Source organism: Enterobacter sp. HMSC16D10, assembly GCF_001807145.1.
Lineage (GTDB): Bacteria > Pseudomonadota > Gammaproteobacteria > Enterobacterales > Enterobacteriaceae > Enterobacter > Enterobacter roggenkampii.
In genome coordinates, this window is record NZ_KV787896.1 from 134,517 (window position 1) to 155,286 (window position 20,770).

19 protein-coding genes are annotated in these 20,770 nt (G+C 55.2%); 10 read left to right on the plus strand and 9 right to left on the minus strand.

Translation table 11 applies throughout. From position 1 onward, the window contains the following. Both HMPREF3143_RS26350 and HMPREF3143_RS17640 read right to left on the minus strand, forming a co-directional pair. Positions 1 to 880: fumarate hydratase (locus HMPREF3143_RS26350; protein ID WP_254668440.1), on the minus strand; the 880-nt coding region annotated here is incomplete at its 3' end. Between the two features lie 52 nt (positions 881 to 932). Further along, positions 933 to 2,441: an anion permease gene (locus HMPREF3143_RS17640; protein ID WP_084832198.1), complete on the minus strand. Its 1,509-nt coding sequence runs from the start codon at positions 2,439 to 2,441 to the stop codon at positions 933 to 935. A gap of 609 nt (positions 2,442 to 3,050) precedes the next feature. Between HMPREF3143_RS17640 and HMPREF3143_RS17645 the strand changes: the two genes are divergently transcribed. Together HMPREF3143_RS17645 and HMPREF3143_RS17650 are read left to right on the plus strand one after the other, a co-directional pair. Further along, the gene (locus HMPREF3143_RS17645; RefSeq protein ID WP_070533872.1) at positions 3,051 to 5,831 is read left to right on the plus strand and encodes a flavocytochrome c; all 2,781 of its coding nucleotides are present in this window, start codon (positions 3,051 to 3,053) and stop codon (positions 5,829 to 5,831) included. Positions 5,832 to 5,925: 94 nt separating this feature from the next. Beyond that, a complete protein-coding gene (locus HMPREF3143_RS17650; RefSeq protein WP_070533874.1) occupies positions 5,926 to 6,888 on the plus strand; it encodes an FAD:protein FMN transferase in 963 nt (320 codons plus the stop codon). Here the strand turns inward: HMPREF3143_RS17650 and dcuR are convergent. Then, a complete protein-coding gene (gene dcuR, locus HMPREF3143_RS17655) occupies positions 6,869 to 7,588 on the minus strand; it encodes a two-component system response regulator DcuR (protein ID WP_008500296.1) in 720 nt (239 codons plus the stop codon). The genes HMPREF3143_RS17650 and dcuR overlap by 20 nt on opposite strands. Continuing rightward, entirely contained in the window at positions 7,585 to 9,201 is a 1,617-nt protein-coding gene (locus tag HMPREF3143_RS17660; RefSeq protein ID WP_023293867.1) for a sensor histidine kinase, read from the minus strand. The genes dcuR and HMPREF3143_RS17660 overlap by 4 nt, the downstream gene beginning before the upstream one ends. A gap of 165 nt (positions 9,202 to 9,366) precedes the next feature. Here HMPREF3143_RS17660 and HMPREF3143_RS17665 point away from each other — a divergent pair, with 165 nt between their 5' ends. Next, complete coding sequence (locus tag HMPREF3143_RS17665; protein ID WP_025913340.1) at positions 9,367 to 10,230, plus strand: N-acetylmuramic acid 6-phosphate etherase; 864 nt, start codon at positions 9,367 to 9,369, stop codon at positions 10,228 to 10,230. 57 nt (positions 10,231 to 10,287) lie between these two features. On the opposite strand, the gene ompC is transcribed toward HMPREF3143_RS17665, so the two are convergent. Beyond that, a complete protein-coding gene (ompC, locus tag HMPREF3143_RS17670; protein WP_023325575.1) occupies positions 10,288 to 11,430 on the minus strand; it encodes a porin OmpC in 1,143 nt (380 codons plus the stop codon). 284 nt (positions 11,431 to 11,714) lie between these two features. Between ompC and HMPREF3143_RS17675 the strand changes: the two genes are divergently transcribed. The 3 genes from HMPREF3143_RS17675 to HMPREF3143_RS17685 all read left to right on the plus strand — a co-directional run bounded on the left by HMPREF3143_RS17675 (position 11,715) and on the right by HMPREF3143_RS17685 (position 14,365). Next, complete coding sequence (locus HMPREF3143_RS17675) at positions 11,715 to 12,416, plus strand: phosphohydrolase (RefSeq protein ID WP_070533876.1); 702 nt, start codon at positions 11,715 to 11,717, stop codon at positions 12,414 to 12,416. A gap of 61 nt (positions 12,417 to 12,477) precedes the next feature. After that, entirely contained in the window at positions 12,478 to 13,893 is a 1,416-nt protein-coding gene (locus HMPREF3143_RS17680; protein ID WP_023293871.1) for a DNA cytosine methyltransferase, read from the plus strand. Beyond that, complete coding sequence (locus HMPREF3143_RS17685; RefSeq protein ID WP_045418757.1) at positions 13,874 to 14,365, plus strand: very short patch repair endonuclease; 492 nt, start codon at positions 13,874 to 13,876, stop codon at positions 14,363 to 14,365. Before HMPREF3143_RS17680 ends, HMPREF3143_RS17685 begins: the two co-directional genes overlap by 20 nt. Here the strand turns inward: HMPREF3143_RS17685 and yedA are convergent. Next, positions 14,337 to 15,251 carry a drug/metabolite exporter YedA gene (gene yedA, locus HMPREF3143_RS17690; protein ID WP_065102277.1) on the minus strand — a complete coding sequence of 305 codons (915 nt, stop codon included), beginning with the start codon at positions 15,249 to 15,251 and terminating at the stop codon, positions 14,337 to 14,339. The genes HMPREF3143_RS17685 and yedA overlap by 29 nt on opposite strands. 178 nt (positions 15,252 to 15,429) lie before the next feature. On the opposite strand from yedA, the gene HMPREF3143_RS17695 reads away from it, so the two are divergent. The 3 genes from HMPREF3143_RS17695 (at position 15,430) to dgcQ (ending at position 18,376) form a co-directional block, all read left to right on the plus strand. Continuing rightward, positions 15,430 to 16,341 carry a DUF808 domain-containing protein gene (locus tag HMPREF3143_RS17695; protein ID WP_008500306.1) on the plus strand — a complete coding sequence of 304 codons (912 nt, stop codon included), beginning with the start codon at positions 15,430 to 15,432 and terminating at the stop codon, positions 16,339 to 16,341. A 78-nt stretch (positions 16,342 to 16,419) separates the two neighbouring features. Then, positions 16,420 to 16,602, plus strand: coding sequence for a YodC family protein (locus HMPREF3143_RS17700; protein ID WP_008500307.1), 183 nt, complete (start codon positions 16,420 to 16,422; stop codon positions 16,600 to 16,602). 73 nt (positions 16,603 to 16,675) lie between these two features. Further along, a complete protein-coding gene (dgcQ, locus tag HMPREF3143_RS17705; RefSeq protein ID WP_070533878.1) occupies positions 16,676 to 18,376 on the plus strand; it encodes a cellulose biosynthesis regulator diguanylate cyclase DgcQ in 1,701 nt (566 codons plus the stop codon). On the opposite strand, the gene HMPREF3143_RS17710 is transcribed toward dgcQ, so the two are convergent. Both HMPREF3143_RS17710 and yodD read right to left on the minus strand, forming a co-directional pair. After that, positions 18,361 to 19,161, minus strand: a complete 801-nt coding sequence (locus tag HMPREF3143_RS17710; protein ID WP_032652560.1) for a mannosyl-3-phosphoglycerate phosphatase-related protein — start codon at positions 19,159 to 19,161, stop codon at positions 18,361 to 18,363. The two genes, dgcQ and HMPREF3143_RS17710, sit on opposite strands and share 16 nt — an antisense overlap. A 301-nt stretch (positions 19,162 to 19,462) precedes the next feature. Beyond that, on the minus strand, positions 19,463 to 19,690 hold the full coding sequence (gene yodD, locus HMPREF3143_RS17715) for a YodD family peroxide/acid resistance protein (protein WP_008500310.1): 228 nt from the start codon (positions 19,688 to 19,690) through the stop codon (positions 19,463 to 19,465). Positions 19,691 to 19,826: 136 nt separating this feature from the next. On the opposite strand from yodD, the gene dsrB reads away from it, so the two are divergent. Beyond that, positions 19,827 to 20,015 (plus strand): protein DsrB, encoded by a 189-nt coding sequence (dsrB, locus tag HMPREF3143_RS26015; RefSeq protein ID WP_008500312.1) that lies wholly within the window; start codon positions 19,827 to 19,829, stop codon positions 20,013 to 20,015. A gap of 107 nt (positions 20,016 to 20,122) precedes the next feature. Here dsrB and rcsA read toward each other — a convergent pair whose 3' ends face one another. Beyond that, entirely contained in the window at positions 20,123 to 20,746 is a 624-nt protein-coding gene (gene rcsA / locus HMPREF3143_RS17725; protein WP_008500313.1) for a transcriptional regulator RcsA, read from the minus strand. Positions 20,747 to 20,770: the final 24 nt, after the last annotated feature.

Below are 20,770 nucleotides of genomic sequence, written 5' to 3' on the forward strand. Positions count from 1 at the left end.
AGTATTTACCGCCAAACTGCGCGCCGAGGCCGAGGTTCTGGGCTTCCTGGAGCAGCTCCTGTTCGAGCTGAACGTCGCGGAACGCCTGGCCGTGTTCGTTACCTTCCGTCGGCAGGGCGTCGTAGTAGCGCGTAGAGGCCAGCTTCACGGTTTTCAACGTCGCTTCCGCGGAGGTACCGCCGATCACGAACGCGATATGGTACGGCGGGCAGGCCGCGGTACCGAGAGTGCGCATCTTCTCAACCAGGTAATTTTTCAGCTTCGCCGGGGTGATCAGCGCTTTGGTTTCCTGGTAGAGATAGGTTTTGTTGGCAGAACCGCCGCCTTTAGCCATGCACAGGAATTTGTACTCATCGCCGTCAACGCTGTAGAGATCGATCTGCGCCGGCAGGTTGGTGCCGGTGTTCACCTCTTTATACATATCCAGCGCCGCATTCTGGGAGTAGCGCAGGTTGTCTTCGATGTAGGTGTTGTACACCCCCTGACTCAGGGCCGCTTCGTCACCGCCGCCGGTCCAGACGCGCTGGCCTTTTTTACCCACGATGATCGCCGTGCCGGTATCCTGGCAGGTTGGCAGCACGCCTTTAGCGGCGATTTCAGAGTTACGCAGGAACTGCAGGGCAACGTACTTATCGTTCTGGCTCGCTTCCGGGTCGTCAAGAATGGCGGCAACCTGCTTCTGGTGGGAAGGACGCAGCATAAATGCGGCGTCGTGGAAGGCCTGCTGCGCCAGCAGGGTCAGCGCTTCCGGCTCCACTTTCAGCACTTCCTGGCCTTCGAACTCGGCAACGGAAACGTGCTCTTTGGTCAGCAGATAGTATTCGGTGTCGTCGTGCGCCAGTGGGAAGGGGTTTTGATAAAAAAACGGTTTGTTTGACATAGCTTGCTCCAAAAAAATAAAACCGCCGGAGGAGAAGTCCGGCGGTCAGGAATCAGAACATCATGGACATCCACGGATAGCCAATCAGCAGCAGGGCCGCCAGGAAGATGGCACCGAAGATGGTGCCGAGGCGCCAGTAGTCTTTGGTTGGCAGGTAGCCGCTACCGTAGTAGATCGGGCTTGGGCCAGTGCCGTACGGGGTGATGATCCCCATCACGCCCAGCGAGGTCACCATCAGCAGAACGAACACTTCCATATTCATGCCCGGGATGGTGGAGGCGATGGTCAGAATCGCTGGCAGCAGCGCCGTGGTGTGCGCGGTGGTGCTGGCAAACAGGTAGTGCAGCAGGTAGAACGCCAGCAGCAGCACGATGGTCGCTACGCCCGGAGAGATACCGCTCATCAGCAAACCGCCTTCTTTACCTAACCAGCTGATAAAGCCGGTAGAGGAGAGGCCATCCGCCAGCGCCACCAGGGTGGCGAACCAGACGAAGGTGTTCCACGCGGCTTTATTACCGGTGATGTCGTTCCACTCCAGCACGCCGGTCCACAGCATCAGGCCGACGATGAGCAGGGCAGCCATAGCCGGTTCAATCCACGCCGCGGCAAAGATCCACATCAGCAGCGCACAGCACACGAACACCAGCAGCAGGATTTCATTGCGGGACAGTTTGCCCAGTTTTTCCAGTTCACGGGTCGCCCACAGCGGCACTTCGTTGTTTACCTTCACTTCAGGCGGGTAGAACCAGTAGGCCAGCAGCGGCATGGCCAGAATCAGCAGGATACCCAGCGGCAGGAAGGCGAGGAACCAGGTCCCCCAGGAGATATCGATTCCAACCGTACTTTTCACCAGCGCCAGGGCCAGCAGGTTCGGCGCAAGTGCGGAGAGGAACATTGAGCTGGTGATACAGGCCGCGGTGATCGCCACCCACATCAGATACGAACCAATCTTACGCGCGCTTGGGTCGTTCGGTTTTGAACCGTACAGCGGCGGCAGGTTAGCGATGATCGGGTAGATGGTCCCGCCGCTGCGCGCGGTGTTGGACGGGGTGAACGGTGCCAGCAGCAGGTCAGCAAACGTAATCGCGTAACCGAGCGTCAGGCTGCGACGGCCTAGGTATTTCACCAGAATCAGCGCCAGACGGCGGCCGAAGCGGGTTTTGTCATAGCCTGCGGCGAACATAAAGGCACCGAAAATCAGCCAGACGGTAGAGTTACCAAACCCGCTCACCGCCCATTTAAAGGAGGCGCCCGCCAGCTTGAATTTCGGATCAGCCAGCTGTTCAGGGCTGAACAGCACCCACTGGCTGCACAGGGCAATGGCGACGACGCCGGTCAGGCCGATCACCGCGCCCGGCAGGGGTTCGAAGATAAGACCGACAATCACGCCGACGAAGATGGCGAAGTAGTGCCATGCATAAGGAGGCAGGCCTTCCGGTACCGGAACAAACAGCAGCAGTACGGCGACGATGACGGGCAGTGCCATCATCAGCAGACGTTTTGCGTTTCCATTTGATGCCTGGTTCGCCACAGGGGGCGTTACAGCAGTTTTTGTATTCATAGTTTCACGTCTTAAGTTGTCAAAGATTCGGTCGTACTGAAAAACAAAATCACTTTCTTAAGTTTCTTTGCTTTTTTTAGTTATTAAAGGTGCGATTTTGTATTTTCAGTAATAGCAATTTAACGCTTTTATGGAGGCGCTAAATTAAAAATTGATGATGTTTTTATATTGCGCTTTTGGATGCCATAACTATTGATCGCGATCAAAAAAATAGAATTGCAGCGTTATTTTTATGCTTTTATTAATAACCACTCTGGCGTATGTGGGTATTCCCTTTTTTATTGGTTTATTTTATCATTTTTGTAACATTTTTATTTTCTTTGATTTCATATGTGTTTGTTTTGTTGGGTGTTTTTAGTTATTTGGAAAAGTGGTTTTACCAATCATTATTTAACGAATTTTAAATTATTGTGAATGGCTAAATGACATTTGCTAACACCAATGTGTTAATTGTGTTATTGCAGGGATTAAATAGTTTTTTAACTAACGTAATAACTTTAGAAAGTAAAAAAATCATTATATTAATATCATGACATCGGCAAATAACGACGAACTAAAAAATCAATCCGATAACGAATTCTTAATTTTAAAAAGTTTGGAGTTTCAATTATGAGCACTAACGAACGTATTCTTAGCCCCTTCACATTACCGAATGGCACTGAACTGAAAAACCGTTTGTTAATGGCCCCTATGACCACCTGCACCGGCTATTACGACGGCACCGTCACCAGCGAACTGGTGGAGTACTATCGTGCCCGTTCCGGAAGCATCGGCACCATTATTGTGGAGTGCTGCTTCGTCGACGATCTCGGTCTCGCCTTCCCGGGCGCGATCGGGATTGATAATGACGAGAAAATTGCCGGGCTGGCGAAAATCGCGGAGGCGATCAAATCCAAAGGATCTAAAGCCCTGCTGCAGATCTACCACGGCGGCCGCATGGTCGACCCGAAACTGATCGGTGGCCGTACGCCGGTTGGCCCAAGCGCTGTTGCCGCGCCGCGTGAGGGCGCAGCAACGCCAGTGGCACTGACTGGCGAAGAAGTCGAAGGCATGATCGGCAAGTTTGGTGAAGCGGTGCGCCGCGCCATCCAGGCCGGCTTCGACGGCGTGGAAATCCACGGGGCAAACACCTATCTGATTCAGCAGTTCTATTCGCCAAACTCTAACCAGCGCGATGACGAGTGGGGCGGCAGCCGCGACAACCGCGCGAAGTTCCCGCTGGCAGTACTGGATATCACCCACAAAATGGTGCGCCAGTACGCGGACGACGCCTTTATTATTGGCTACCGCTTCTCTCCTGAAGAGCTTGAAGTGCCGGGCATCCGCTTTGAAGACACCATGTACCTGCTGGAAAAACTGGCGGCTCGCGGCGTGGACTACCTCCACTTCTCCGTCGGCGCGACCCTGCGTCCTTCCATTGTTGACACCCAGGACCCGACGCCGCTGATCGAAAAATACTGCGCGATGCGTTCTGAAACGCTGGCTCAGGTACCGGTGATGGGCGTGGGCGGCGTGGTGAATGCCGCCGATGCCAATGAAGCGCTGGACCACGGTTACGACCTGATTGCCGTTGGCCGTGCCACCATCGCTTACCCGGACTGGACCGACCGCATCGCGGCCGGGGAAAACCTGGAGCTGTTTATGGACAGCACCCAGCGCGAGGCGCTGAACATTCCTGAGCCGCTGTGGCGCTTCTCGCTGGTGGAAGCGATGATCCGCGACATGAGCATGAGCGAATCGAAATTCAAACCGGGCATGTTTACTGAGAAGGTGCAGGACGACGCGAACGAGCTGGTGATTAACGTCAGTCTGGAAACGGACCGCATTGCAGACATCGAGCTGGCCTCTGGCCCGAGCGAAGACGTTGAGTTTGTCACCAGCTTTGAAGAGATCCGTACCCGCATTCTGGATGCCAACACCCCGCACGTGGATGCCATCACCGGCGCCACCAGCCAGAGCGAGGCGGTGAAGAAAGCGGTCTCTAAAGCGATGCTGAAATCCAGCAAAGCGCTGGCCGCGGAAGAGGGCGTTGACCCGAACGAAACCCGCAGCGTGGATGTGGTGGTTGTCGGCAGCGGCGGCGCCGGTCTGGCGGCGGCGATTCAGGCGCACGACGAAGGCGCGAGCGTGCTGATAGTTGAGAAAATGCCAACCATCGGTGGCAACACCATTAAAGCCTCTGCCGGGATGAACGCCGCAGAAACCCGCTTCCAGCGCGTGAAGGGCATTCAGGACAGCAAAGAGCTGTTCTACCAGGAAAGCCTGAAAGGTGGCGGCAACAAGAACAACCCGGAACTGCTGCACCGCTTCGTTGAGAACGCGCCGCAGGCGATTGAATGGCTGGCAACCCGCGGCATCATGCTGAACGATATCACCACCACCGGCGGGATGAGCATTGACCGTACCCACCGTCCAAAAGACGGCTCAGCGGTCGGCGGCTACCTGATCAGCGGCCTGGTGCGTAACGTCAACAAACGCAATATCGAGGTGATGCTGGATACCTCCGTCAGCGACATCATCTTCGAAAACGGCGAAGTGACCGGCGTGCGCCTGACCACCGAAGAGAACGAAACCCTCACCGTGGCAGCGAAAAGCGTGATTGTGGCCACCGGTGGCTTCAGCGCTAACAGCCAGATGGTGGTGAAATACCGCCCTGACCTGGAAGGGTTCGTTACCACCAACCACAAAGGGGCGACCGGCGGCGGCATCGCGCTGCTGGAGCGTATCGGGGCAGGTACGGTTGATATGGGCGAGATCCAGATCCACCCAACCGTAGAGCAGAAAACCTCGTACCTGATTTCCGAATCCATCCGCGGCGGCGGGGCGATTCTGGTCAATCAGAAAGGGGAACGCTTCTACAACGAAATGTCGACCCGCGATAAAGTCTCGGCGTCAATCATCGCGCTGCCGGAGAAATACGCGTACATCGTCTTTGACGAGCATGTTCGCGCCAAAAACAAAGCCGCGGATGAGTACATCGCTAAAGGCTTCGTGGCCAGCGCCAGCTCGCCAAAAGCGCTGGCGGAAGCGCTCGGCATGGATTACCACGCTTTCCTGGCGACCCTGGAACGTTACAACGGTTTCGTTGAAAAACAGCACGATGACGACTTTGGACGTACCACCGCGCTGCGTGCGCCAATCAATGAAGGGCCATTCTACGCCATTCAGATTGCACCGGGCGTGCACCACACCATGGGCGGCGTGACCATCAACACCGAAACCTGCGTGCTGGACAGCAACCACAACGTGCTGCCAGGTGCGTTTGCGGCCGGTGAAGTGGTCGGCGGGATCCACGGCGGCAACCGTATCGGCGGTAACGCAGTGGCAGATATCATCATTTTTGGTGCCCTTGCAGGACATCAGGCGGCTCTGCGTTCGAAAAAGATGTAAGGCACCTGCTTCCCAGGCCGGATACGCGCAGCGCTATCCGGCATTTTCCCCGGCGGCGCGGAGCTTGCCGGGGCTACTTCTGAGGACTCCTGCCATGCCTGATAGCCATCGCGTTTACAGCTACTCCGCCGTTCTGATGGGCTCGCCCATCCTCCTGAAACTCTTCTCCCATGACGAAGCCCTCGCGTCCCGCGTGTTTCGTCTGATCAAACAGTACGAAGATCTGCTCACCGTTAACCGCGCGCACTCGCAGGTGATGGACATTAACGATGCGGCGGGCCAGCATCCGGTCACCGTCAGTCGGCCGGTGTTTGATCTGATCCGCTGTGCAAAAGCGGCAAGCTTGCTCAAGGACAGCGCCTTTAATCTGGCGATCGGTCCGCTGGTGAAGCGCTGGAAGATTGGCTTTCAGGGGGACAGCGTTCCGCCTGCCGATGAAATCGCGTCGCTGCTGGCGATAACCCGGCCCGAGGATGTTCTCCTTGATGAGGCCAGCAGCAGCGTGTTTCTGACCAGAGCGGGGATGGAGATCGATCTGGGGGCGATTGCCAAAGGCTATATCGCCGACCGGGTGCGGGATTACCTGCATAAAGAGGGCGCGGAGCTGGGGCTGATTAACCTCGGCGGCAACATTCAGACGTTAGGCTCGCCGGAAGGGGGCTGGAGCGTCGGGCTGAAAAAACCGTTCGCCGGAGATGCGCTGATCGGCACGATGATCGTTGAGAACGTGTCCGTCGTCACGTCGGGAACGTACGAGCGCTATTTTGAACAAGACGGCAAACGCTATCACCACATTCTTGATCCGCGCACCGGTTACCCGCTCGATAACGAACTGGACAGCGTCACCATCATTTCGAAAGATTCCATCGACGGCGATATCTGGACCACGCTGATGTACGGCATGGGCGTGGAGAAGGGCTGTGCCGCGCTGCGTGCGCGCCCCGACATTGAGGCCATCTTTGTGACCAAAACAAAAGAAGTGGTGTTCTCTTCAGCACACCACTTCCGCTTTACCCTGCTGGATGATACCTACCGCGTTACTGACAGTATTGCTTGAGCAGGCCCGTTTGCTCCGGCTGGAGACGGTAGCGATACACCGGACGCCCGGTGGCGCCGTAGTGAATGCTGGTGAACAGAATATTGATTTGCGCCAGCCAGATCAGGTATTTGCGGCAGGACACGCGAGAAATATTGACCGCGTTTGCCAGATCGTCGGTGGAAAACTCCGTCTCCGGGTGAGCGTCAATCCACTGGCAAATCGTGCGCAGCGTTTGCGGCGTTAACCCTTTCGGCAGCTTTTTGCTGTCCGCCAGTTCCGGCGCCCCGCCGTGGATCAGCCGGTCGACGTCCGCCTGCTCGTAATACTGGTGCGACCCCATCAGGCTGTGCTTGGCCTTCCAGCCGTTCAGCGCCTCTTCAAAGCGCGGGAACTGGAACGGCTTTATCAGATAATCCACCACGCCGTAATGGATGGAGGTCTGGATCGTCGCGGCGTCGGCGGCCGAGGAGATCATGATCACGTCGATTGGGCGGCCGGATGCGCGAATCACGGGCAGCAGATCCAGCCCGTTATCCTGCTGCATATAGACATCCAGCAGCACCAGATCGACGGGCTGGCTGGGGTTATTAATGATGGCCTCGGCCTGGCTTAGCGTGGAGGCGACGCCGCAGCAGCTAAAGCCTTCAACACGGTTGACATACAGACGGTTGAGGTCGGCTACCATGGCGTCATCATCGACAATTAACACATTTATCACGCGATTTTCCTCTCGCTATCCCAGGGGATGTGAACAAAAAATTGGGTAAATACGCCGGGCTCAGACTCGACGGAGATATCGCCGCCAAGGTTCTGAATCTGCTGGCGAGCAAGGAACAGCCCAACGCCGCGGTTTTCACCTTTTGTTGAGAAGCCCTTTGTAAAAATAGACTCCAGCTGAGTGGGATCAATGCCGGGGCCATCGTCGCTGACTTCACAGCTGAGCCAGCCATTCTGATAATGCAGCAGCAGGCCGATCTCGCCCTCCTGCTGTCCTTCCATCGCGTCGAGCGCGTTTTCAATGAGGTTGCCTAGCGCGGTGATCAGCACCGCGACCTGCTCTTCACTTGCGGTATCCGGTATCTGGCTTTCATCCGCCAGCGTCAGGGTGACGCCCGCTTCTTTCGCCCGGTTGATTTTACCCAACAGGAACCCGGCAACCACCGGGGATTTTACCTTGCTCTGTATCGTACCGATATCCGTCTGGTAATGATGTGCCGTCTGGAGAATGTACTCTTCCAGCTTGTCGTAGCGCTTAATATTCAGCAGGCCGAGTATCACATGCAGTTTATTCATAAACTCGTGGGTGTGGGCGCGCAGGGCATCGACGTAGTTAACCATGCCGTCCAGACGCTGCATCAGCTGGCTGACTTCCGTTTTATCACGGAAGGTGGTGATGGCGCCGATCACCCGATCCTGACTTTTTACGGGGACCATGTTGCACAGCAATAGCCGACCGTTGCAGCTGATCTCCTGATCCTGGCGTGCGACGCCCGTCTTCGAAACGTCACGCAGGCTGGCAAGCAGGGGCGCGCTGGTGTTTTCGGTCTGCTTGCCGGAGGGGAGAAGCAATATTTCTCTGGCGGTCTGATTAATCATCGTCACGCGCCCGTGTATATCAACAGCCAGAACACCCTCGCGAAGCGACTGCAGCATCGCCTGGCGCTGTTCGAACAGGGCGGAGATTTCGTAGGGTTCGAGCCCGAACAGAATGCGCTTCAGAACCCGCACCAGACCCCAAATCGCCATAGAACTCATAAAAATACTGAACAAAATGGTCCAGACGGCGTTTAGCCGCCCGCGAGCGATCTGCTCTTCAACCTTATTCAGGGAGATTCCGACGACCACCACGCCAATCTGCTCGTGCTGGGCGTCGTAGACGGGCGTAAAAACGCGCAGCGCTTCGGCGAGCGCGCCCCGGTTAACCGAAACGTTCTCTTTGCCTTCCAGCGCGGGCGTTAAATCGTCACCGATAAAATGCAGCCCCAGCAGCGCCTCATTCGGGTGAGAGTAGCGGATCCCGCGCATATCAGTGACCACGGTGAACAGCAGATCGTTTCGCTTCGTCACCGCCTGGGCGATGGGCTGAATAATGTTCTCCTGCGGTGCCTGCATCAGGCCGCGCTGTATCTCGGGGCTGTCGGCGAGGGTGCGGGCAATGCCGAGCGCGGTGTCTTTGACATCATCGCGCGTTGCGCGGGTGATCTGCACCGAATAGAGCGCAAAAACCACCAGCAGAACTGAACCGATTATCGCGCACACCATCAGCGTGACCAGCGTATTGAGTTTCATGGGGCGCTTGCGCGTCGGAAGGAAAGGCTGCAAATCGCTCATCAACACTCCGCGATGATTAAGTAAGGGGGTAATTATCGCCGATGACGCACTTTTCTTAAAGCCATGTAAAAGCGTGGATTTGGTCCTCTTTTCGTGACCCTCCTCGCAGGTCATCTATATAAAACACTTTATAGTGTGTGGGTACTCATAATAAGGAGGCTGTTTATGAGCATTATGCTTACCGGTTCGGTCAAGGAAAGACGGCACGCCAGCACGATGAATATCGATAGATTGTCCACGCTGGACATGCTGAAAGTCATTCACCAGGATGATGCACTCATTTCTGCTGCTATCACCCCTTGCTTACAGACGATTGCCCGTGCGGTGGATAACGCTGCCGCGACCCTCAATCACGGTGGTCGCCTGGTCATTGTCGGGGCGGGGCCGTCTGGCCGCGTCGCGCAACAGGTTGCCGATGACTATGCGCCGGGCAAAACCCCTGTGATGGCCGTAACGGCACAAGAGGGGGAAGGGAGCTACGAGCGCGGCGTTTCCGACCTGCAGGCCATTAAATTTGGTGAACACGATATGATGCTGGCCGTGACCGTCAGCGGAAAAACGCCGTGGGTCTGGGGAGCGATGCGGCATGCATGGTCGCTGGGTTCGCCGGTCGCCGTGATTACCGGTGATGCGCAAAGTGAAGCCGCGCAGCTGGCGAGTATGGTTATAGCCCCCGAACTGGGTGCCGATGTGGTGGCCGGCTACCTCAACACCAAAGCGGGGATCGCGCAAAAAATGATCCTCTCGATGATCGCTACCGGGCTGGCCGTTCGAACCGGGCGCGTATACAGCAACCTGCGGGTGGATCTTGAGGCAAGCAACACCAAATGGGCCGAACGTCAAATCGCCATTGTAATGGAAGCGGGGGGATGCTCCCGGGCGGAGGCAAAAGCGGCGCTGGAGAGCTGTAACCATCACTGTAAAACAGCGGTATTGATGGTGCTGACAGGGCTGGATGCGTGGAAAGCTCATGAGCTGCTGGTGCAGAATAACGGGTTTATCCGCGTGGCGCTGCAGGAAGCGCCGTAATACGTACCGTTAAGAAATAAAAAAGGCCGCAGATGCGGCCTTTGGTATTTTTAGAGGTTAGAACTGGTAGGTCATGCCTACACCAACGATGTCGTCGGTGGAAATACCGTATGCGTCATACAGCGCTTCATCGTTGTCCAGCATGTTGATTTTATAATCAACATAAGTGGAGAAGTTTTTGTTGAAGCTGTAGGTCATGCCCAGGTCGATGTAGTTAACCAGATCCTGATTGAATCCTTTACCGTCCAGATCTTTACCTTTTGAGTAAACCCATGCCAGGGAAGGACGCAGACCGAAGTCGAACTGGTACTGTGCAACCGCTTCAAAGTTCTGAGTCTGGTTGGCGATACCAACGTTGCCGATTGGCGTCATGTTGCGGGTTTCCGCATACATCATCGCCAGGTAAACGCTGTTTGCGTCGTATTTCGCGCCAACGGTCCAGGCTTCAGCTTTTTCGCCACCCGCAAAACCGATGCTTTCTGCGGCTTTGCCGTAGGCAACCTGATCGTTGGTACGGTCAGAAGAAGAGTACGCTGCACCCAGGCTCAGGCCGGACAGATCGCCAGAGAAGTCATAGGAGGTGGACATACCGAAGCCGTCGCCGTTCTGGAAGCGTACGTCTTTATGACCGTTTTTAGTGCCTTCCTGATCTTCGTTAGCGTTAGCACCTTCGTTAGCACCCTGATACTGCAGCGCAAAGTTCAGGCCATCAACCAGACCAAAGAAATCATTATTACGATAGGTCGCAACACCGTTGGTACGGCCAACCATAAAGTTATCAGTCCAGGTGTAGGAATCACCGCCAAATACAGGCAGCATATCGGTCCACGCTTCAACGTCGTACACGACGCCGTAATTACGGCCATAATCAAATGAACCGTATTCGCCAAATTTCAGGCCAGCGTATGCCAGACGGTTAAAGGATTTATCACCCGCGCCTTCGGTATCGTTAGCGTAGGTTTTATATTCCCACTGGCCGTAACCGGTCAGGTCGTTAGTGATCTGGGTTTCGCCTTTGAAACCAATCTGTACATAGGTTTCATCGCCGTCGTCGCCAGGGTTGTCAGAGAAGGTATGACGCGCGTCGACCTTACCGTACAGGTCAACTTTATTGCCGTCTTTGTTGTACATTTCAGCCGCATTTGCTGCGCCTGCCATTAATAACGCGGGTACAAGAATTGCCAGAACTTTTCTTTTCATTATATATTCCCTTTAAAGATAATTTATATGAATATATGTAATTACCCTCCGTAATTACAGGGTTGATACTATTCCAGGAGATGTGATTTAGTTTCAAAAATAAATGTAATAAAATTCGATGAAATATTTCAAATTATTTCTATAAATCTCTTTATTTTTCCGGTGAATTAATTAATTGAATTTATAAGGTGTAATTATTATTAAATATTTCGCATTTCTATTTTTTAATTTATTTAATTTGGCTATGTTATAATTCATCCTCTTTTTAACAACAGGACATGACGATGGAACTGGCCCGGTGGCAGCATGGCTTTGAGCGCTGGCTCAAGGACAATCATCAGAACGACGATACCGCACATGATATTTCGCATTTTCGACGGGTCTGGATGACGGCGCAAAAAATCATGGTTCACCACACGGTCGAGCCGCGGGTGATTCTGGCCGCATGCTATTTTCACGATATTGTCAGCCTGCCGAAAAATCATCCCGAACGCAGTCAGTCGTCAAGGCTCGCCGCGCGTAAGACGAGCGACATTCTGCGCCGCGACTTTCCGGACTTTCCGCCAGAGCATATTGCCGCCGTCGCGCACGCGATTGAGGCGCACAGCTTTAGCGCCGAAATCGCGCCGCAGAGTATGGAAGCCAAAATAGTGCAGGATGCTGACCGGCTGGAAGCGTTAGGTGCTATCGGCCTGGCGCGCGTTTTTGCCGTCTCGGGCGCGCTGGGCGTGCCGCTATTTGACGCGGACGATCCCTTTGCCGATGCGCGCCCTCTCGACGATAGGGCATTTGCCCTCGACCATTTTCAGACCAAGCTGCTGCGTTTGCCTGATACAATGCAGACGGAAATGGGCCGCGAACTGGCACGTCACAATGCCGATTTTCTGATCCAGTTTATGGCGAAACTCAGCGCCGAATTACATGGCGACTGCCTCGGGCTGGATAGCGAGGTGCTGAGCCACTTCCGTCGCAGTTTGCGCAACTGAACTGTGGTAATCTGTTCCCAGTCTTTACTCTCCGGTTAAAAGAATGCAGGAAAATCGAGCAGTGAAAGAGCCCGCGCCCGCGCAGGCTGAGAAATCAACGGCAACGGTGCAGGCCTTACTGCGCCAGCTGTTGGATATCTATGATGCTAAAACGCTGGCCAGTCTGCTGGTGGCGCACGGCGAAAGCCACTGGAGCCCGGCGATCCTTAAACGTCTGCTGACCAGCGAGCGAGCAGGGCGTCGCCTGAGTGAAGGCGAGTTTCGTTATCTGCAAAACCTGCTTCCGCGACCTTCTGCCGCGCACCCGAACTATGCCTTCCGGTTTATCGATCTGTTTGCCGGTATCGGCGGTATTCGGCACGGTTTTGAAGCTATCGGCGGACAGTGCGTATTTACCAGCGAGTGGAACAAGCACGCCGTGCGGACCTATAAGGCCAACTGGTACTGCGACCCGCACGAGCATCATTTCAACGCCGATATTCGCGATGTCACCCTGAGCCATAAAAGCGGCGTGAGCGATGAGCAGGCCGCCGAGCATATTCGTCAGACGATCCCCGCGCATGACGTGCTGCTGGCCGGCTTTCCGTGCCAGCCTTTTTCGCTGGCCGGCGTCTCCAAGAAGAATGCCCTCGGACGCGCCCACGGTTTCGCCTGCGATACGCAGGGAACGCTGTTTTTTGACGTGGCGCGCATTATTGACGCCCGTCGTCCGGCCATTTTTGTACTGGAAAACGTCAAAAACTTAAAAAGCCACGACGGCGGGAAAACCTTCCGCATTATCATGCAAACGCTGGATGAGCTGGGTTATGACGTGGCCGATTCAGAGGACATGGGCGCGGACGATCCTAAAATCATTGATGGGAAACATTTCCTGCCCCAGCATCGCGAACGTATCGTGCTGGTGGGCTTCCGCCGCGATCTCAATCTGAAAGGGGATTTCACCCTGCGGGATATTCCTTCTCTGTATCCCGAGCGCCGTCCTACCGTGGCCGACCTGCTGGAACCGGTCGTCGACGCGAAATTTATCCTGACCCCGGTGCTGTGGAAATACCTCTACCGCTATGCCAAGAAGCATCAGGCGAAAGGCAACGGCTTCGGTTTTGGGATGGTCAACCCGAACGATCCGCACAGCGTCACCCGCACGCTGTCTGCTCGCTACTATAAAGACGGTGCGGAAATCCTGATCGACAGAGGCTGGGACAAAGCGCTGGGTGAAAAAGATTTCGACGATCCGCACAACCAGCGTCATCGCCCACGGCGCTTAACGCCGCGGGAATGCGCCCGGTTGATGGGCTTTGAAACGCCGCAAGGCTACGGTTTCCGCATTCCGGTTTCAGACACCCAGGCGTACCGCCAGTTTGGTAACTCGGTCGTCGTTCCCGCGTTTGCGGCTGTCGCAAAACTGCTGGCTCCGCGCATCAGACAGGCGGTGGCGCTACGCCAGAGTGAGGCCGTCAATGACGGACGTTCACGATAAGGCCACGCGCAGTAAAAACATGCGTGCCATCGGCACGCGTGACACCGCCATTGAAAAGCGCCTGGCCGCGCTGCTGACGCAGGCAGGGTTTGACTTTCGCGTGCAGGATCCCGCCCTGGCGGGTCGTCCCGATTTCGTCATCGACGCCTGGCAGTGCATCATCTTTACTCACGGCTGCTTCTGGCACCATCACGACTGCTATCTGTTTAAAGTCCCCGCGACGCGCACCGATTTCTGGCTGGATAAGATTGGTAAAAACGTCGAGCGCGACAAACGGGATCTCTCAATGCTTATTGCGCAGGGCTGGCGGGTGCTGATCGTCTGGGAGTGTGCGCTGAGAGGCAGACTAAAGCTGAACGATACCGATCTGCGCGAACGGCTGGAAGAGTGGATCTGCGGCGGCGGTCAGACCGCGCAGATCGACACGCAGGGTATTCACCTGCTTACGGTTTCTCCACCTCACAAGGCGTGACCACCGGTTTTGCCGGCAGCAAATATTTGCCCAGCGTGACCAGTACGACGGCAAACACGATGATCCCTAAAGCAATCCATTCCACAGGCGAGAGCGTTTCTCCTCCCAGTCCTGTCCCGAGCAGCACGGCCACGACCGGGTTAACGTAGGCGTAGCTGGTGGCGACCGCCGGGGAGACGTTGCGGATCAGGAACATATAGGCGTTAATGGCGATGATAGAGCCAAACAGCGCCAGGTAGCCCACCGCGAGAAAGCCCGACAGGTCCGGCAGCGCGGTCAGCTTTTCTCCCGTCAGGGTGGAGGCCAGCAGCAGGACAATCCCCGCGGCGAGCATCTCAATCGCACCGGCCATCATGCCGGTCGGCAGTTCGATACGCGACCCGTAGACGGAGCCGAACGCCCAGCTCATCGAGCCGATCAGGATAATCACCGCGCCCCACGGATTCCCGCTCAGGTTGCCGCCGCTGTTGAGCAGAACAATGCCGGCCAGCCCAATCCCAATCCCCAGCCATTCCAGCTTGCGGGTGCGGATGCCGAAAAGACGGCTGAAGCAGAGGGTAAACAGCGGTACGGTGGCAACGACCACGGCGGCGATCCCGGACGGGACGTTCTGGTGCTCGGCAATCGTCACAAACCCGTTCCCCACTGCCAGCAGCAGCAGGCCGATCAGGGCGGCATTCAGCATCGGGCGCAGCGGGGGAAGCTTATTCCCGCGCAGCATCAGGAAGGCCAGCAGCAGGATACCCGCCGAAAGGAAGCGGATGCCCGCCATCATCAGCGGCGGCCAGCTTTCCACGCCGATGCGAATGACAAAGTAGGTTGAGCCCCAGATGATGTACAGCGAAAAGAGTGCCCCGATGAGCGGGAGCAATTGCCGGAAACGCATAATCCCTCACGACGAAATAAAAAGGTCGCTGATAGTAAACGCGAAAACTATCGCGCTGGCGAGCCCTTTAATTGTGTAGCTGATGTGAATTTTTTGTTGACGTAAGGTGCCTGTTTCCGGGTTTGCGCTTTTGCTCCATACTATTCACTTAATTACCAAAAAATGAAGGATTAAGATTTTGGCAGGAAGTAGCTTATTAACATTACTGGATGATATAGCCACCCTACTGGACGACATTTCAGTGATGGGGAAACTGGCGGCGAAGAAAACCGCCGGCGTGCTGGGCGATGATTTATCGCTTAACGCGCAGCAGGTGAGTGGGGTGAGGGCAAACCGTGAACTGCCGGTGGTGTGGGGCGTGGCGAAAGGTTCCTTCCTGAATAAGGTGATCCTGGTGCCGCTGGCGCTGCTGATCAGCGCCTTTATCCCCTGGGCCATCACGCCGTTACTGATGATCGGTGGGGCATTTCTCTGCTTCGAGGGCGTGGAGAAAGTGCTGCATTCCTTTAGCGCGCGCAAGCAGAGCGATACGCCGGAGGTGCGCCAGCAGCGTCTTGAAGCGCTGGCCGCGCAGGATCCAAAAACCTTCGAGCGCGATAAGGTCAAAGGCGCTATTCGGACCGACTTTATCCTGTCTGCGGAAATCGTCGCGATTACGCTGGGCATTGTCTCTGACGCGCCGCTCCTGAATCAGGTCCTGATCCTCTCCGGCATCGCGATTCTGGTCACCGTGGGCGTGTACGGTCTGGTGGGACTGATCGTCAAGCTGGACGATATTGGCTACTGGCTGGAAGAAAAGTCGAGCGCGGTGGCAAGAGGCATCGGCAAAAGCCTGCTGGTGCTGGCACCCTGGCTGATGAAGAGCTTATCGGTGGTGGGCACGCTGGCGATGTTCCTCGTAGGCGGCGGAATTGTGGTTCACGGCATTGCGCCGCTGCACCATGCCATCGAACATTTCTCCTCCACCCAGGGGGCCGTTATCGCGGCGATTCTGCCTACGCTGCTGAACCTGGTGCTGGGCTTTATCATTGGCGCTATCGTCGTTGCGGCGGTGAAGCTGGTTGAGAAAATTCGCGGCACGTCGCACTAATTGTTACCGTCGGCAGGATGCAAAAAGACCATTCCTCGTCTAAATTGAAACAGTTTCACCCTGATACAGGAGGCAGGTATGGTCTTTTTGGTCAGTGATGAAGTTAAGCCTAAAAAGGGCGGCCCACGTATGATCGTCACCGGGTATTCCAGCGGAATGGTGGAATGCCGGTGGCACGATGGCTATAGCATCAAGCGGGAAGCATTCCGTGAAGATGAGCTTCAGCCGGGGGACGGGCAGCACAAACGGGACAAGGCTTAATCACATAACGCCCGGCTTTGCCGGGCGTTTTTATCTCAGGTTTCGGGTATAGAGCAGTAATCAGGGAGTGTGTGTGCAGCGCGATACCTTTGTTGTAAGACAAACTTTTTTGCAATGGCTGCATAAGCGTAGCAATCCGGGGCGGATTGTTAATCTCTGTTTTCTGATCGTTCTGGTGTTTTCCACGCTCCTGACCTGGCGTGAGGTGGTGGTGCTGGAAGAGGCGTACATCTCCAGCCAGCGCAACCATCTGGATACGGTGGCCAGTTCGCTGGACAGGCAGTTACAGAACAGCGTCGACAGGATGCTGTTATTTCGCCAGGGCATGCATGATGCAATCGAGACGCCGCTGGCCTTTGATGTCCTACAGGATGCGGTGTCACGCTTTAACACCGTCCGCATGCTCCCCACCTGGCAGCTCGCCGTTGATAAAAAGCGCACCCTTCCCATCAACGGGGTCTCGGATGCGTTCGTGGATAAAACCACGCTTCTGAACCGGGACGCTGAGCGCATCAGTCATGAAATTTCTGCCGCGCTCGAAGTGGGGTATCTGCTCAGGCTGGCGTCATCAAGAGCGCAAACGGAAGCGCGGGTGATCTACGTCTCCCGCGCCGGATTTTTCCTTTCCACGGATACGCCGGATCGGGCGGGTGATATTACCGCCCGCTATTATAATCTGGTCACGCAGTCCTGGTTTACCCAGCAGTCAGAGCGTAACAACCGCGCCCGCGCCGTGCGCTGGTTTATCTCCACGCCTTCATCCTGGACCGGGGATGAACGCACGATCACCGCCAGCGTCCCCATCTATTTCGATCATTACTGGTACGGCGTCGTGGCGATGGATTTTACATTAGACACGATGCAGCGTTTGCTGACCGACGCGACGGAAGACCGGACGGAGGGGGAGTATCAGCTGTACGATACCCGGCTTAATATGATTGCTACCTCAACCCACGCGGGAAGCCCGGTTAACCAGTTTGACGAACGCGAAACGGCGCAGATTGCCCAGGCGATTGAACATGATACCGGCGGCGGTATCCGCCTCGGGAGCCGGTTTATCACCTGGGAGCGGCTCGATCATTTCGATGGCGTCGTCCTGCGGATCCACACCCTGCACGAAGGGGTACAGGACGACTTCGGCAGTATCAGTATTGTGCTGGCGCTGCTGTGGGCGCTCTTTACCGCCATGCTGTTGATCTCGTGGCTGGTGATCCGTCGGATGGTGAGTAACATGTATACGCTTCAGCACTCGCTCCAGTGGCAGGCCTGGCACGATCCGCTGACCCGATTGAATAATCGCGGCGCGCTGTTCGACCGCGCAAAATTGCTGGCGGAAACCTGTCGTCAGCAGTCGCTGCCGTTCTCGGTGATTCAGATCGATCTCGACTATTTTAAAAACATCAACGACCGTTTCGGCCATCAGGCCGGTGATAAGGTGCTTTCCCATACGGCAGGCGTGATTGCCAGCGCGTTACGCAAGAATGACGTGGCCGGACGCGTCGGTGGCGAAGAGTTTTGTGTTGTCCTTCCCGGTCTTGGTCTGGAGGAGGCGAGAGGCGTCGCCGAACGCATTCGTTGCCGAATCAACAGTAAGGAGATCCTGGTGAAGAAGAGCACAACCCTGCGCATCAGCGCGTCACTGGGCGTCAGCAGCGCGGATGAAACGGGCAATTACGATTTTGAACAGCTGCAGTCCGTGGCGGACGCCCGGCTGTATCAGGCCAAGCAGAGCGGGCGTAACCGGGTCGTGTGGCGGGATCAGGACAGGAAATGATCCAGCCCCTCCTGCCAGCCCGCAGGCCCGGGCTGTTGGGTGTGATAAACCCGCGCGGGGTTATCGTCCCGTAGCGTGATGCCCTGGCGGTTAATCCCCTTGATCACCACCGCAAAGTCCATGCTGTCGAGCAGCGGCGCATCGTTGGGACCGTCGCCGAGCCCTAGCGTGGTGGGTTCAATGTCTTCCTGCTCGCGATACCGTTCAATCAGCCAGTTAACCGCCACGTCTTTACCGCAGCGGGCGTCCAGAATATGCCAGAAGCGCGCCCCCTGCAGGCATTGCAGGCCGCTGTGCGCCAGTTCCTCTTCAAACTGGAGCAAGTTCTCGTCGGTATCGCGCCAGATCAGCGTGACGGAGGCTTCGTGCTTGCGGGCAAGCGTCGAACGGTAGCGCGTCAGTCCGGTCCACTCGCTAATAACGTGCTCATCCACATCGTCAAAGGTGGTGAATTTAAAGCCCGTCTGCAGGCGAATCTGCTCGATCCGCGGACGAATATCCCGGTGCGTCATCCCTCTAATCTGACGCTGGATATTGTCCCAGCGCACGTCAGGCTGAATCACCGCACCGTTCTCGGCAATAAACGGCAGGCCTTCCAGCCCCAGATCCTGCTGAATATCCAGCATCTCTGCCGCGGTTTTACTGCTGCAGAGAATGATCGGAATCTGGTTATCCTGCAGCCTGTCCAGCCAGGGCATGGCGGGTTGCCAGTCATAGGTATGAATATCCAGCAACGAGCCATCCAGGTCGGAAAAAATCAGCAAGGTATCCCGCAGTGAAGGCATAGTGACTCCCGGTGACGCATGCGTTTCGATCTAAGAAAATTCCTAAAAAATATCCGAATTGTTAACCGGAGAAATGAGAGTATTCCCTGGCAAACCCGCATTCGGCGTATGTTATTGCTCATAACCAAAAGCATTATGTTAAAAATATTATATTCATCCTAAGAATATATGCTTGTCAGACAAATTCGTTGGGGATAGTGTGGCATGTACATCAGATTTCCTGGTGTAACGAATTTTCAAGTGCTTCTTGCATAAGCAAGTTTTGATCCCGGTCATCCCCATGACCGGGATTTTTTTCGCCCTAACGATTGGCTTCCGACACGCTAAAGTCGTGAATATCGAGCTCGAAGGCCTCGGCCAGCTCGCGATAGGTGTGATAATCCCTTCCGTTGACAATGACGCGGTCCGAATTGTCGTCCGAGCGGCGGACTTCTGACTCGCTGATCTCATTGATGGCGGCCAGCAGGGCATCGACATCCACCTCGACTTCGCGCTTGATGGTATCGCTGTACTCTTTATCGGTCTTCATTGCGGGACTCCTCTTTCAACCTGCAAACGTGTCCAGGGTTAAGTATAGCCTGTGCATAAAAACGCCATTCACGCCGGGCGGCGATGTGCGTTTTTGCGTTTTGTTCTACACTGGCTCAAAACCAGAGGAGGAATGTATGAAGGTCAACGATCGGGTAACCGTTAAAACGGACGGTGGGCCGCGCCGCCCGGGTGTGGTGCTGGCAATTGAAGAGTTTAGCGAAGGGACAATGTACCTGGTATCACTGGAAGACTACCCGCTCGGCATTTGGTTTTTTAACGAACTGGGGCATCCGGACGGTATTTTTGTAGAGAAAGCAGACTAGCACGGCGTCGGGTAGCACATTGCGTGCCCGACACCCGCTGTAAAAGCAAAAATCTCTGGCCAGGCCAGAGATCAAAGGTAGGGTGCACAGGGTCTTTTCTTAAGCGACTAACGCATGTTGACGAAAATCCCGTTCGTCACATTATCGGTCAGGCGTACCACGTGGTAGATCACTTGCTTATTATGCGTTTTAATTTTCCGTTTAATATTTCCTTTGTGTGATGAAACGGTTTTCGCTTTAATATTCATCTGGTCGGAGATCTGAATAGTTCCTTGTCCCGCCATCCACATTCGCAGCATACTTGATTCAGTCCTGCTTAATGATAGGGTGGGTAAGTTAACCGCTCCTACATTTTTAACTTCTTTATTCAAATAATCACCCAAAATGTCATCCAGCGACTCGGGTTTAATCGATTTAGAACTGATCAATAAATTTTTACGGACCAACAAATACTCATCGAAATGGATATTCGCGATCGCCATAAAAACAATAAACAGGGTTTTTGGATGCTGATTAATGATTTGCTTAATGTGCTGACTGTTGGCTGGATCGTGAATGAAACAGTCCTCATTAATAAACACCACGCCTGGTTTTAGTTCGTCACAAGCGGCTGCGAGTTCGTCAACGGTGTGTGCATCGTTGATGTCTCTCTTTCTTACCCCTCTGCTTGCCAGGTACCCGGTTAACCCTAGCCGGGTGTAGCTGCATAAATCCATAATGATCGTTGACATGGCATACCCTCACTCAATGCGTAA

What these genes read in the sequence shown, in the direction of transcription:
- HMPREF3143_RS17640 (WP_084832198.1), bottom strand. Translation starts at nt 2,441, where the DNA reads ATGAATACAAAAACTGCTGTAACGCCCCCTGTGGCGAACCAGGCATCA.
- HMPREF3143_RS17645 (WP_070533872.1), top strand. Translation starts at nt 3,051, where the DNA reads ATGAGCACTAACGAACGTATTCTTAGCCCCTTCACATTACCGAATGGC.
- HMPREF3143_RS17650 (WP_070533874.1), top strand. Translation starts at nt 5,926, where the DNA reads ATGCCTGATAGCCATCGCGTTTACAGCTACTCCGCCGTTCTGATGGGC.
- HMPREF3143_RS17660 (WP_023293867.1), bottom strand. Translation starts at nt 9,201, where the DNA reads ATGAGCGATTTGCAGCCTTTCCTTCCGACGCGCAAGCGCCCCATGAAA.
- HMPREF3143_RS17665 (WP_025913340.1), top strand. Translation starts at nt 9,367, where the DNA reads ATGAGCATTATGCTTACCGGTTCGGTCAAGGAAAGACGGCACGCCAGC.
- ompC (WP_023325575.1), bottom strand. Translation starts at nt 11,430, where the DNA reads ATGAAAAGAAAAGTTCTGGCAATTCTTGTACCCGCGTTATTAATGGCA.
- HMPREF3143_RS17675 (WP_070533876.1), top strand. Translation starts at nt 11,715, where the DNA reads ATGGAACTGGCCCGGTGGCAGCATGGCTTTGAGCGCTGGCTCAAGGAC.
- HMPREF3143_RS17685 (WP_045418757.1), top strand. Translation starts at nt 13,874, where the DNA reads ATGACGGACGTTCACGATAAGGCCACGCGCAGTAAAAACATGCGTGCC.
- yedA (WP_065102277.1), bottom strand. Translation starts at nt 15,251, where the DNA reads ATGCGTTTCCGGCAATTGCTCCCGCTCATCGGGGCACTCTTTTCGCTG.
- HMPREF3143_RS17700 (WP_008500307.1), top strand. Translation starts at nt 16,420, where the DNA reads ATGGTCTTTTTGGTCAGTGATGAAGTTAAGCCTAAAAAGGGCGGCCCA.
- HMPREF3143_RS17710 (WP_032652560.1), bottom strand. Translation starts at nt 19,161, where the DNA reads ATGCCTTCACTGCGGGATACCTTGCTGATTTTTTCCGACCTGGATGGC.
- yodD (WP_008500310.1), bottom strand. Translation starts at nt 19,690, where the DNA reads ATGAAGACCGATAAAGAGTACAGCGATACCATCAAGCGCGAAGTCGAG.
- dsrB (WP_008500312.1), top strand. Translation starts at nt 19,827, where the DNA reads ATGAAGGTCAACGATCGGGTAACCGTTAAAACGGACGGTGGGCCGCGC.
- rcsA (WP_008500313.1), bottom strand. Translation starts at nt 20,746, where the DNA reads ATGTCAACGATCATTATGGATTTATGCAGCTACACCCGGCTAGGGTTA.